Annotated in this window: 8 protein-coding genes and 1 pseudogene; 5 read left to right on the top strand and 4 right to left on the bottom strand. The window is 44.7% G+C overall.

The window, feature by feature from the left end; translation table 11 throughout:
• Positions 1-269: 269 nt before the first annotated feature.
• Complete coding sequence (locus G399_RS0107545; RefSeq protein WP_006008788.1) at positions 270-2,627, bottom strand: DUF748 domain-containing protein; 2,358 nt, start codon at positions 2,625-2,627, stop codon at positions 270-272.
• Positions 2,628-3,115: 488 nt separating this feature from the next.
• On the opposite strand from G399_RS0107545, the gene G399_RS0107540 reads away from it, so the two are divergent.
• The gene (locus tag G399_RS0107540; protein ID WP_006008786.1) at positions 3,116-5,500 is read left to right on the top strand and encodes a heavy metal translocating P-type ATPase; all 2,385 of its coding nucleotides are present in this window, start codon (positions 3,116-3,118) and stop codon (positions 5,498-5,500) included.
• Between the two features lie 108 nt (positions 5,501-5,608).
• Here G399_RS0107540 and G399_RS0107535 read toward each other — a convergent pair whose 3' ends face one another.
• Complete coding sequence (locus tag G399_RS0107535) at positions 5,609-8,158, bottom strand: excinuclease ABC subunit UvrA (RefSeq protein WP_006008784.1); 2,550 nt, start codon at positions 8,156-8,158, stop codon at positions 5,609-5,611.
• Positions 8,159-8,814: 656 nt separating this feature from the next.
• Positions 8,815-9,873 carry a 2,3-butanediol dehydrogenase gene (locus G399_RS0107530; protein ID WP_006008780.1) on the bottom strand — a complete coding sequence of 353 codons (1,059 nt, stop codon included), beginning with the start codon at positions 9,871-9,873 and terminating at the stop codon, positions 8,815-8,817.
• Positions 9,874-10,359: 486 nt separating this feature from the next.
• Between G399_RS0107530 and G399_RS0107525 the strand changes: the two genes are divergently transcribed.
• From G399_RS0107525 to G399_RS0107510, 4 genes are all read left to right on the top strand, one after another.
• Entirely contained in the window at positions 10,360-10,605 is a 246-nt protein-coding gene (locus G399_RS0107525; RefSeq protein WP_006008778.1) for a type II toxin-antitoxin system CcdA family antitoxin, read from the top strand.
• Positions 10,605-10,922 carry a CcdB family protein gene (locus G399_RS0107520; protein ID WP_026843558.1) on the top strand — a complete coding sequence of 106 codons (318 nt, stop codon included), beginning with the start codon at positions 10,605-10,607 and terminating at the stop codon, positions 10,920-10,922. Before G399_RS0107525 ends, G399_RS0107520 begins: the two co-directional genes overlap by 1 nt.
• 287 nt (positions 10,923-11,209) lie before the next feature.
• Complete coding sequence (locus tag G399_RS0107515) at positions 11,210-11,434, top strand: type II toxin-antitoxin system CcdA family antitoxin (RefSeq protein ID WP_006008773.1); 225 nt, start codon at positions 11,210-11,212, stop codon at positions 11,432-11,434.
• Between the two features lie 16 nt (positions 11,435-11,450).
• Positions 11,451-11,759, top strand: a complete 309-nt coding sequence (locus tag G399_RS0107510; protein ID WP_026843557.1) for a CcdB family protein — start codon at positions 11,451-11,453, stop codon at positions 11,757-11,759.
• A 328-nt stretch (positions 11,760-12,087) separates the two neighbouring features.
• Here the strand turns inward: G399_RS0107510 and G399_RS21580 are convergent.
• Positions 12,088-12,627, bottom strand: a pseudogene (locus tag G399_RS21580) (transposase); the annotation flags it as partial.
• Between the last annotated feature and the right edge of the window lie 501 nt (positions 12,628-13,128).

Here is a 13,128-nt window from a genome sequence, read left to right as displayed (position 1 = left end):
TACTATCGTTTAAATAATAATTATGATGTTCAAAAAACATAAAGCTTTTTTTAATTTTCACACGGCCAAGATTTTCAGTGAGCATTAGCAATGTTGATGCCCACCGTCGGCTCAGTGCAAGCTGTGTGAATTAGAATTAATAGCATTTTCTAATAATTACGAGCATAAATTTAGCCGCCAGAAAGTCAATCCTATGGCCCGCTTTGGTCCCTTAAGAAATTAAATTCCATGCTTGCGGTGGCGTTGATGTTTGGCTTGCGCCAGTCGCCTCAGTCTACAGTTATGGCAGCCTCCATGGCAATGCGCTCGCCGCCCACTAAATCAAGCTCTTTAGGCGCCACGATACGCACTCGATTACCTGCTATGCGGTCATCCTCATTTGGAGTGATTAATGCGTCCCCTGCCGCTGATGCACGAGCGTTGGCGATGGCTTTGAGGTCAGCGTTTGTAATTAATTGTGCAGCAATGATCCGTTTGGCCAGATGGCTGCGATAAGCTAGGGCGTCCAGTTTGGTTGCATCAGATGACATATTCTGTTTTTCAGTGAATCGCGCTTGGACCAGCTCCAAATTTACCTCTGGGTAATATACGTTAAGCAACTCCTCGAGAATATCTTGATTAGACTCGTTTGTCAGGCTTGGCTCTATAACTTCTCGGCCCATTTCAGCTAGGCTGTGACGCAGAACGTCGATGGCTTTCTTGCGTCGCAGGGCCGGGCTATCGAAAGTCCGGTTGAAGGGTCCGGCGAGCTCTATGACCAGAGCAGGGCGCTGATTGAGTGCCTTGCGGAGCTTGGCGATGCGTTCGCGCTGCGGCGGGAGTAGATCGGCACTGCCCTCTAGGAACTCCACCTGACTAAGATCAGCCGAGTCTGCGCCGACGAGACTCGCCAGAAAACTGAAGGGTGCTGTAATGACAGAAGTAATGGCGCTTCCCAATGCTTGTTGGATGATCTTGTTGAAGTCGAATTTTGGATCGTTAACATCCCCAGTCACTGGTAGAGAGAGAGCAATGACGCCATCGCTGTCCTGAAGTAGGGCTATGGCTAAGTCCAATGGAAGGTCCATAGCGTCACTTGAAGCCATTTTTTTACCCAGTTTTAAATCCTGAAGCACCAACTTGTTTTTTCCGTCGAGTTGCTTGTCCTTGACCGTATAGTCGAGATCAAGGTCCATTGTACCCCCCGCAATTTTGCGGCCAGCAAAGTCCACGGTATAAGGAGAATATTTCGGAACCTGAAGATTGCGAAACCTCAGATTAACATTGGTCTGGCGCGTGGGATGCCATGCGTGGACTGCACCTTCAACATAGGCTGAGCCAAATTCTGCGACTTGGCCTTCGAGCTTCACCCTTGCCGGCTCAGTTGAGGTTGAGCTTAACGTCGATATTTCCCCGTTCAATTTATGTATGTTGGTTGAAAAGGGCAAAGGCAATGAGTAATCTGAAAACCGCAGTGCGCCGTCGTTTAGCTGAACACTTTCGATGGTAAAAGTGAACGGACTGGGCTTTTCATCCACACGCTGGCGCGCGGCGTTATTGTCTGCAGCGGCCGAGGGCTTGCTCAAAATTTGCCCGAAGTTAGTAGTTCTATCCTCACGGATGACTACTCGACCGGATAGACCCTTGACGGCGATGGTGTCGGTTTCAATCTGTCTTTCCTTAAGTCGCAAATGAAGCTGTTCGGTGTGTAGTGTTTGCCACCCGATAAGTACGTCGTCACTAGATCCCTCGCTGATGCTTAGCATATCAATGTCTACCGGGCCCTTGAATGTCAATGGTTGTTGTTCATCTGCGTGAATTTGGCCGCTCAAGGTCAGTGTTCCGCTACCAAGACGCACGTCGGCGAACTGCTGCAGATAGGGTCCGGCCTGAATCAACGCCAGTTCATCGACAATCGCACTGCCCTCTAGCGCGTGAGTTGGTAACAGTTGAACCGTTCCGTCGAAAGAGAGCATGCCCCCTTGTGCAAGCTGGCCCTCCAGACGCAGCGTAAAGCGTGCACTTTTATGCAGCGTGAAATCCTTTACAGACAGCCCAACATCTTCCAGTGCCAGAGACACGTGCTTCGGTTTTACAGTGTCAGCAGCCGTCGCGTTCCGCAGATTGTCAGCGAAGCGCAGAACACCGCCATCCAAGCGCAGTTCGTTGATCCGCAAAGCAAGTGGTGGCAGCGGTCCATCTTTGGCCGATTCTTTTTTAAGTGGCAGGGTGAACAGTCGAGAGAAGCGAGTTTCGCCCGAGGCGAATCGTTCTTCCTGAATGATCGGTTTGTCTATTTTGATTATTTCGACGGTCCAGACTCTGTTGATGATGCTCGACCAGGCAAGGTCGATTAAGAGTCGATTACAGCCCAGCAGCAGGCGCTTGTCGATGTCGTCAAGTGCGACACCGTCGATCCGGAGCGTCAGTGTGAAGGGATTAGCCTGAACTGATTCAATGCGGAGTTCGCGACCAAAGTCGTCTTGTGCGGTATTCACAGCGATGTATTGGACTATCCAAGGCACGCCGAAAAAACCCAGTAAGGTGTAAATCGTGACCAGCATGAGCAGCCAAAACCGAATTCGGCGCGGTGAGATCCAGTTTATTCTCAGATAGCCGCCGAACCATCGTAGTAAGCTACGCTGCATAAATCAGCCTTTATTGGATGTAGTCATACTGTACAGCGTAGACGTTTCTATACTCCGCGTCACATTTGCGTCCATTGCGCATATATAAATTGCTCTGGCACTACCAATATTATCGATTGCTGCACTATCTGAAAGAGACCTTGTCTGAGCAAGGGAAATAATTACCAAAATTTGTATAGCGTGAGGGTGCGTCAGAATCATCACCGCGTACACGCAAAGATAAGCAAGTGAGACTCTGCACGCTTGTTGAGACTAGTTTTGACGATTAGATGCACGAACGCAGATTAATGTAAGCTGAACCATATTTTGACCTACTACCAATCTTTACAAACAATCAGTTCGAAAGGCTTGGAACCAGTAAAATTGCAAGCTGTTGAATAGAACTGGTATGTGTATTATCTTTCTTATACTAAATAGAAGCTTTTGATTAAGCACTACCGCAAAAAATTAGTAACTATCATATGCACCCTATTGAAAAAGGAAATAAAATGAAACACGCCTACCACATACAAGGATTGACCGGCAACGGTTGTCGTGATCGCGTAGCGCAAACACTTTCTAAAGTGGAAGGTGTGACCAATGCGTCAGTCGATTTAGAAAAAGCACAGGCAACTATCGAGATGGCATCTCACATTCCTATTGAAACCTTTCAAAAAGCGATGAACGACGACGGCGCCTCCTACAGCATTCATAAACTGGGAGAACAGCCTAAAACGCCAAAAGTAAAAAAGGAAAAAGCTAAAGGAACTGGAATATTTTATTGTCCCATGCACTGTGAGGGCGACAAAACCTACGACAAATCTGGCGATTGTCCCGTATGCGGTATGGATTTGGTGCCTTTGCAAGCAGATGCTTCTTCTGAAGATAAGACCTATAAAAAGCTCTTACAGAAATTCTGGATAGCATTAGGATTTACTTTACCGATTTTCTTGATTGCGATGAGCGAGATGATCCCTAATAATCCACTGTACGATATCATGGAACAAAAGTGGTGGAATTGGATCCAGTTTACACTGTCAATCCCCGTTGTATTTTATGCCACGTGGATGTTCTTTGAGCGCGCCTATAAAAGCATCAAAACATGGAATCTTAACATGTTCACACTTATTGGCATTGGGGCCAGCGTGGCGTGGCTATTTAGTGTTTTCGGAATATTATTTCCAGACTTCTTCCCAGCCCAATTTAAAACCGGATCTGGCGCCGTGCACGTTTACTTTGAAGCCGCCACGGTAATTCTTACATTAGTGTTGATGGGGCAGGTTTTAGAAGCAGGAGCCCACAGCAAAACGAATTCCGCAGTAAAAAAACTGCTGAAAATTGCACCCAACAAAGCAGTCCTTGTCGTGAATGGCACTGAAGAAGAAGTTTCCATTGACAAGATTGAGAAAGGCGATGTTTTACGCGTTAAACCCGGTGAAAAAATTCCTGTCGACGGTGTAATTACCGAAGGTAAAACCACCGTTGATGAATCTATGATTTCAGGCGAACCTATTCCCATAGATAAAGTACAGGACGATAAAGTAATCAGTGGCACTATAAATGGCAATCAATCTTTTTTAATGAAAGCCGAAAAAGTGGGGAGCGAGACCTTACTTTCTCAAATCATACATATGGTAAACGACGCCAGTCGCAGCCGTGCTCCTATCCAAAAATTAGCAGATACCGTTGCCGGATATTTCGTTCCGGTGGTTGTGACAATTTCTTTGATCACGTTTGCAGTTTGGGCAATTTGGGGACCAGAACCCGCTTATGTATTTGCCTTGGTAAATGCTATCGCTGTATTGATTATTGCTTGTCCTTGCGCATTGGGCTTAGCAACGCCTATGTCTGTGATGGTTGGCGTTGGTAAAGGCGCTCAAAATGGAGTTTTGATTAAAAATGCCGAAGCGCTTGAGAAATTAGACAAAGTAGACACGCTTATTGTAGATAAAACAGGCACGATTACTGAAGGAAAACCAACCGTTGAGAAAATCGGTGTATTTGCTTCCAATTTCAGCGAAAGCGAAGTTCTACATTTTATTGCATCGCTAAATAGTTCGAGCGAGCATCCGCTTGCAGTAGCTACCGTAAAATATGGCAAGCAACAGAAAGTCGACATTTCAAAAACTGAAAACTTTAGTGCAGTAGCCGGAAAAGGGGTGGAAGGAACCGTTGATGGCAAAAAGCTAGATTTAGGAAACGTCAAAATGATGGAGTACGCAAACGCTACTGTTTCTTCAGAAATGGAAGCCGAAGTACAATCTTTTCAGAAACAAGGCAAGACCGTTTCTTATTTAGCCATAAGTGGCAGCGTAGCTGGGTATGTAGTTATTGGTGATAAAGTTAAAGCAACAAGTGCTAAAGCTATAAAGGAACTACAAGATAAAGGCATTACTGTGATAATGCTCACCGGCGACAATTACGACACCGCTCAGGCGGTGGCCACTGAACTCAATCTTGCCGATTTTAAAGCGGGTATGTTACCAGAAGACAAACTCAAGGAAGTAACAAAATTACAGCAACAAGGAAAAGTTGTCGCAATGGCTGGTGATGGTATAAACGACGCTCCAGCACTAGCAAAAAGTGATGTTGGCATTGCCATGGGTACGGGAACTGATGTAGCCATTGAGAGCGCAATGATAACACTCGTTCGAGGAGATTTGCAGGGCATTGTAAAAGCTACGAATTTAAGTCACGCCGTGATGGGTAACATTAAACAGAATCTGTTTTTTGCTTTAATTTACAATTCCCTCGGGATCCCTATAGCAGCCGGTTTATTATACCCATTTTTTGGAATATTATTATCGCCTATGATTGCAGCACTTGCTATGAGCTTTAGCTCAGTTTCTGTAATTGCAAATGCACTACGGTTGAAAACACAATCAATAAATTAATAAATATGCAAAGCATAAAAAGATAGATGAGAGAATGTAGGCGGTTTAGCTGCAAAATCGTCAATATTTTGATCCAGTCCTTACAGTCATATTACCTGACGATTTACACTACGTCAGTAAAAAAGGAGCTGTTCGGCTAGTCTTCGATTTGGCTACTTTCGCAGGTGAACCTTGGGCAACAACAAGTCCGCCTTCATCCCCTGCACCAGGGCCGATGTCGATAACCCAGTCACTACTGCTGGCAGCCTGCATATCATGTTCGACCATGATGACGGTGTTGCCTGCGTCAACCAGTTCATTCAATTGCGACATCAACATCGACACGTCTGCTGGATGCAAGCCGTTGGTTGGTTCATCGAGAACGTAAAGGGTATCGCCGCGTTGTGTTCGCTGGAGTTCGGTTGCGAGTTTAATTCGTTGGGCTTCTCCACCAGACAGTTCAGTTGCGGGCTGTCCGAGTCGCAGATAGCCGAGCCCAACTTGCAGTAACGCGTCTAATGCCCGTAATATTGGAGGTTCATTTTCAAAAAAATCATGCGCCGACTCGACGGTCAACTCGAGAACTTCAGCGATATTTTTACCACGGTAAGTGACTTCAAGTGTCTTGTCGTTGTAACGCTGACCTCGGCATACCGGACAAGGTGAATATACGCTGGGAAGAAACAGCAGTTCGACACTCACAAAACCGACTCCTTCGCAATTCGAGCAGCGGCCCTTTACAACGTTAAATGAAAAACGTCCGACATCGTAACGCCGTACTTTCGATTTGCGAGTCGACGCGAATAACTTGCGCACGTGGTCAAACAAACTGGTGTAGGTAGCAAGGTTTGAACGGGGAGTGCGACCGATCGCCTTCTGATCAACCGTCACCATTCGTCGTAAATGTTGCATCCCATCAACAATCCGACCGCCCGTAGAGGTCTCAATCTCCCGTTCCAGTAACTCGACCTCGCTATTTGGGACCTCGATAGTTTTTTTCTGTCCCAGTGCATCGTAGACGAGTTCCACAAGTGCCTGACTCACGAGGCTAGACTTGCCCGAACCTGACACGCCGGTAACGGTCGTCATCACGCCCAGCGGAAACTCGACATTGAGCCCTTGAAGGTTATTTCTTTCAATACCCGCTAATTTCAGCCAACCGGTTGGTTGGCGCGGCAGTGGTTTCGCTGCAGCATCGGCTGTAAAAAGAAATCGACGGGTATGCGATTTAGTGACTTTGCGCAAACCGTCTATCGGACCGCTATATATAACTTCACCACCATGAGTTCCTGCGTCTGGCCCAACATCTACAATCCAGTCAGCATGTCGAATAACGCTAACATCATGCTCAACAACGAATAAGGAATTGCCCGCTAGTATCAGTTCATCCAGCGCACCTAATAATGCTTGCGTGTCGGCAGGGTGCAAACCTGCCGACGGTTCGTCGAGAACATAAACAACGCCGAACAGTTGCGAGTGGATCTGTGTTGCCAGACGCAAACGTTGCAGCTCACCAGGGGACAAGGTTGGTGTGCTGCGTTCGAGCGACAGGTATCCTAATCCAAGTCTGGTGAGTGCTTTGACACGGACGAGAATATCACGGGCAATCCGTTGAGCGACGATGGCTTTTTCTGGATGCAGATCACTGTCTGCTGGATTTACATTGGCAGCATCACCCAGCAATCGAGCCAGTTCCGTTAGCGTCAACCGAGACAACTCACCAATATCGAGTCCCGCAAACTTCACCGAAAGTGATTCTCGTTTTAGTTTTTTGCCATTGCAATCTGGGCACTTAGAAATCTGCATGAACTGGGAAACGCGTTTTTTTGTCCTCGGGCTTTGGGTCGTGGCAAAGGATTGCAGGATGAAACGTCTGGCGCTCGAAAACTTGCCCATGTAATGGGGTTCTTCACCTTTTTCGATTGCCTCGCTAATTCGTGCAAAATTGTATTCTGGGTAAACCGGTACAACAGGTGTCTCGTCAGTAAATAGGATCCAATCTCGTGTTTTTTTCGGAAGCGTTTTCCATGGTTTGTCGATGTCGTACCCGAGTGAAACAAGTATGCGGCTAAGATTTTGCCCCTGCCAAGCAGGTGGCCACGCGGCAATTGCCCGCTCTCGGATCGTCTTTGTATCGTCGGGAACTAGCAACTTTTCAGTTACTTCAAACACACGCCCAATACCATGACATTTATTACACGCGCCTTGTGGTGTATTGGCAGAGAAAGCGTCCGCGTAAAGTATGTTTTGACCGCGGGGATATTTCCCAGCACGAGAATAGAGCATGCGCAGGGCAGTCGAAATCCTCGTGACACTGCCAACAAATGATCGAACTGATGGTGTGCCTCGTTGCTGTTGCAGGGCGACCGCTGGCGGCAGGCCGTCTATTGTATCAACGTCGGGTTCATCAACTTGGTCAATCAATCGACGGGCATAGGGTGAGACTGAATCAAGAAAGCGACGTTGTGATTCCGCAAACAACGTCCCAAAGGCAAGCGACGACTTTCCCGAACCAGATATGCCAGTAAAAACCACAAGTGCGTTGCGAGGCAGGTCCACATCGATATTCTTCAAATTATGAACGCGTGCACCCCGCACCTGAATACAGTGGTCAGGATCACAGGCAACATTCTTGGCTTTCATTTGAACGCTTGTAGCATTTTCACTTACTTTCGTCATAGAACTTGTATTCCTTGGATGTTGTGACTGCTAACTTCTGTCGCCGCTTTGGTGGCGTTCATGAATTTTTTGATTAGGGATTATCTAATGTCGAATCGCTTGACGTTAGGATGCCAACCAAAAATATCAACAAATCTAAAAAATCACACGTTGCTTGAACTTGCGCTCTTCGCTCGCTGCCGATTATCGGCTCGTTACCACAAGCCGTCATTGACACTTAAATTTTTTACGCGAATTTGTGCAGAAATCGATGTGTAGATCCCCCACCCTATTTAGCTAAGGTGGTAAGTCGACTAAAACAAAAGGATCCATGCAATGCAAAAGTGCACCGTAATAGATATCAATTTAGCAAAAAATGTTGTTCAAGTCTGCGTCATTAGTAGAGAAGGTGAACGGATATAAAACCAAGCAGTGTAGCGCTTGCCATTAAACAATAAGTAGCCGGCAAGATTAGATAATTAATAACAAATAGAGAGTTTTTAAGCGCTATACAAAATGAAAGCGATAATACTTGGTTAAACCAAACTGTTGAAAACCTGTTTAGACCGAAAGCTGTTATGAGCTTGCGTAGCTAAAAGGACAACAGTGGCGAACACATCGCAGGCTAGAGACATACAGCCTCAAATTACTCTTAATTTCTTATATACCGACGTCTGTTATATATGAACAATTATCTTTACAGCTGACTCATTGTTGTGGATAAGCCTCTCGAAACCTTCAGCAACCAAATCATCGAGTTTAATTCGCTGGGTAATGAAAGGTTCCAAATTAACTTTGCCTTCCTCCACCAGCTTGATAGTTTCTTCATGGTTATTTGCATAAGCAATCGTTCCGCGAACGTCCAGTTCTTTCATCACGACGCTATGAACATTCACCGTTGCCGGATGGCTCCATATAGACACTATCACAACGGTCCCACCGGGTTTTGTCGTCTCTACCAGCATATCCAGTACTTCATTGACACTGGTGCATTCGAAAGCAACATCCACACCACGATCCTTAGTAATCCGCATAACCTCTTCGGTTACGTTTACTTCAGAGGGATCTAAAACATAATCCGAAACGCCGGTTTCTACCGCTTTCTCCTTACGCTTTGCGCTCAATTCCGTGAGGATAACGGTTATACCCTTGGCCTTTAATACAGCCGCCAGTAACAGGCCAATGGGTCCTCCACCGCCAACCAGAGCAATATCGCCGGCTTTGGCGCCACTGCGAACAAACGCATGATAGCCAACAGTAAGCGGTTCAATCAAAGCAGCTTGATCGAGGGGAATGGCGTCGGAAATCGGATGCACCCAGCGACGTTTGACTGCTATTTTTTCGGATAAGCCACCGCCGTGGCCACCAAGGCCAATAAAGTTCATGTTTTTGGACAACTGATAACTCTCACCCGGGCCCGTGTCTACATCATCCGCAATAATATAAGGTTCAACCACAACGTGCTGACCGATTTCAATATCGTCTACACCGTCACCAACAGCATAAACCACACCTGAAAACTCATGTCCCATTGTTATCGGCGCAGATTCTCCGGACACCGGGTGGGGGTGGCCACACGGAGGAATAAAGATTGGCCCCTCCATGAATTCATGCAAATCGGTACCACAGATACCGCACCAGGCTACATCTATGCCAACAGTTCCTGATTCTATGGTCGGTTCGGGGATGTCTTCGATCCGAATATCACCTTTGTCGTAAAAACGAGCAGCTTTCATTTGAATCTCCTTATGAGGATTTTTATCATAAACCACATACCTGATCCATGCAACAGAGATGGATTTCATTGGTGTTTAGGTGATTTGACTAATTTTTTAGTCAGCTTAATGGCAAAGAAAATTAAGTTCGCCTTGAATATATACTTTATTTTTTATAGAAATCACCTGAAAGACCGCTTCCTGTGGACTGGCGGCTCGGTGCTCAAAGGGACCAGTCGATGTGAATCTGTCTAAGGATCACCATTGGAGATGAGCGGATGTTGTAAAAACTATAGTCCTCCCGTTGAGCTACTATGGAACGACAAAAATACGGCCGATAGTGATTGACTTAATAGCTCGTTTAGCGCCACAACGAAAATTTGCTTGGCCTAACTAGTAACCAGAGCTTATTGCCCAGATTTTGCTCCAACTAACCGCTTAAACCTCACTCTGTACAATGCGCATCGAAATGCGCATAATGGTGGGCTGAACAACAAGGAAAAACTTATGAGTCATCTTTACGATATCAACGCCCCTAAAAAACCAACTAATTTATCGGTTAATAGCGATTTATTACAACGCTCGAAAAAATTAAACGTTAATCTTTCTGCTACGCTTGAACACGCGCTAAATGAGAAATTAGCCATATTTGAAAGTGAGAGATGGAAAGCGGAGAACAAAACCGCCATCTCGGCTTACAACAAATATATAGAAGCAAATGGTTGTTTCAGTGACGAATACAGAGAACTTTAATGGCTCAATTTGAAATCTATAGAAACCCATCTCAGAAAACTAAAGAGGCTTTCCCTTATATCGTCGATATCCAACATTCAATAATAAACGACTTAGCCACTAGACTAATAATTCCCCTAGCAAATGCTGAAGTTATGTCTAATCAAGCAATGAAAAAGTTGACGCCGTTAATTGAATACAATGATAGGCAATACTTACTAGTTACACCTCAGCTAACATCAATGCCAAAACGGCTTCTAAAGCAGCCGTTAGGAACCATTGAACTGCAAAGGCACCATATTATCGATGCATTGGATTTTGCTTTCACCGGTATTTAAATCTGCTTATTTAGGGGGCTTTGCTTCCGTTAGCCGTGCAACTAGCTTTTGGTAAGTTTTCGACCTAAAGCCGACGTAAGAGGATTTGAACAATAGGCTATATTGAGCTAAAAATAACCATACGATCACTTAAACTTGACCGGCGGTCATTAATCGCTAAATTGCGTGATAAGTTAATTCAGAGTGAACAAGCCTGTAGCGAACGTATAAGAAAAGTTTGGTTTATAGTTGATAAAATGTTTGTGCGCATTATACTGTACGCATAGTAATTTACGTAGAGATAAGTCATGGGTACTGCCAAAGAAAAAGTTAGAGTAAACGTATATTTAGATAAGACTGTGACAGAGGACGCAAAACGCCTCGGTATAAATCTCAGCAACAGCTTAGAAATTGCGCTGAAGTCAGAGCTAGAGACTAAATGGAAAGAGCGTAATAAACAGAAAACAGAGACATATAATCAGTATATTGCTTCTGATGGTCTGCCATTTGATGACTGCGATCTATGCATTTAATTTGGGAAAGCGATAAGTGAACCAGTTCGATATCTATGTGAATCCCGTAGTTAAAGGCAGAAAACGTTATCCTTACGTTTGTTCACTACAGAATAAATTATTTGATGGTTTAACTTCTCGAATAGTCGCATTTGTTTGCAGTGATGAATCAATTGCATTCGACAAAATAAGCGTCCCAATAACAATTTCGTCCAAGAAAAATTTCGTTTGTTTAAACGTTATAGCAACAATCGAAGAAAGTAGATTACAAGAATTCGTTGAGAATATATCTGATAATCGAGAGTCGCTGTTAGCCGCCCACGATGCGTTATTCACTGGGATATAGAGGTTGAATTCAATGCCTCACACTCGCGGGCTTTATTTTTTGTCTTCACATCCTTCGAATTCAAGATACCAGCCGTAACCATCTTGGGGAAAACGTCTACCTTAACTTAACCCTTCATAGCAGCAGTTTCTCAAAGCCGTTATGGAGCACATACTTGCTCGTCAATAGACAACAGCTAATGGGCACTATGGATCTATACTTCGCATCAGGCTTGCCGATACCCAACACCTATAAATCAACCTAAACTACTATAAATGATTAGGCTATCTTATGTCTTCTTTGTCGGATCACCTGCCATTAGAATACCAAATCAACAAGTCTAAAGAAAGTCCCACAACGAGATGGCTTTAGCCTTCATGTTTACGAACAGTTGTTATCAGAGCAACACCCTTGTCGAATAGATTTGCCTCCAAGGCCTTACTCAAATAGCCTTTATCGCCATACAATTTACCCGTTAATCCTTGTGCCAATGCTTCAACTGGCTGAGCGTCATGGACATTTCCTGTTGTCACTTTTGCAGCCACAATCTCACCTTGATAATTGACGATCAAGTGGATCTTAAAACCATAGAACCAACCCATCGTGCTTTTAATCACCCTAGGCATGACCGCAAGGAAGCGGGTGTAACTGAGTAAATTCGGGAATTCTTTTTTATACATGACAGAGACATATCCCAGGTAATAATTTTTGAAATCGCGGTAATGCGACATATGGAAACCAACGACAATGGTCATCAGTTCGCTGGTTGTCATGTGCCCATTTCGTTGACGTTCTGAGTACCGTCCTGGAGTAGCTGCTGTTGCCACTGAGGGATAAATATTTTGCAAAAATCATCGACATCGCAGTATAACTCGACTAATTTATTCATGCTGGTTCGTTGTTAGATTGAATCGTTCTTGGTCGAAAGATCAGATCTTGGAACCAGCATTTAGTTCAATTTCTTAAGCAGGATCCGGGTTAAATAATATTTTCAACGCGACCTTATGAACCTCGAAAATTAGGAAAGCAGCTTCGTGGTCTACCTGAGAGTTTTGTTCTCTTCACATTCTGTCCACTCTTCGGAGTATAAAATTTCTGTATTGCTCAAATTGATAAACAAGCATCGCAATAATCTTTCTCATCGTTTGTCTGTCACTCTGATATGCAAAATAATATCTTGAGGCGTTATAAAGTTATCTGCAATCTCAAAGTTACTTAAAAGCAGATTCTGAGCCTTGTTCGGTAAATTAGCGATATCAATTTTTACGCCCAAAAGATTGTCGTAAACAATTACTTCTTTTGTTTTATAAATTAGATGATGAGTCCAAAATCCATCTTAGTATAATATGCGCAACATCAGGAAATGCGCAGATAGTTAGAGGGACAGCCT

This window comes from Brumicola pallidula DSM 14239 = ACAM 615 (genome assembly GCF_000428905.1).
In the GTDB taxonomy this organism is placed as follows: domain Bacteria; phylum Pseudomonadota; class Gammaproteobacteria; order Enterobacterales; family Alteromonadaceae; genus Glaciecola; species Glaciecola pallidula.
Note: the sequence above shows the minus strand (reverse complement) of the source record. Positions and strands in the feature narration are given on the sequence as shown.

Excerpts from the sequence above, each read along its gene's own strand:
- G399_RS0107545 (WP_006008788.1), bottom strand. The coding sequence starts at position 2,627 with ATGCAGCGTAGCTTACTACGATGGTTCGGCGGCTATCTGAGAATAAAC.
- G399_RS0107540 (WP_006008786.1), top strand. The coding sequence starts at position 3,116 with ATGAAACACGCCTACCACATACAAGGATTGACCGGCAACGGTTGTCGT.
- G399_RS0107535 (WP_006008784.1), bottom strand. The coding sequence starts at position 8,158 with ATGACGAAAGTAAGTGAAAATGCTACAAGCGTTCAAATGAAAGCCAAG.
- G399_RS0107530 (WP_006008780.1), bottom strand. The coding sequence starts at position 9,873 with ATGAAAGCTGCTCGTTTTTACGACAAAGGTGATATTCGGATCGAAGAC.
- G399_RS0107525 (WP_006008778.1), top strand. The coding sequence starts at position 10,360 with ATGAGTCATCTTTACGATATCAACGCCCCTAAAAAACCAACTAATTTA.
- G399_RS0107520 (WP_026843558.1), top strand. The coding sequence starts at position 10,605 with ATGGCTCAATTTGAAATCTATAGAAACCCATCTCAGAAAACTAAAGAG.
- G399_RS0107515 (WP_006008773.1), top strand. The coding sequence starts at position 11,210 with ATGGGTACTGCCAAAGAAAAAGTTAGAGTAAACGTATATTTAGATAAG.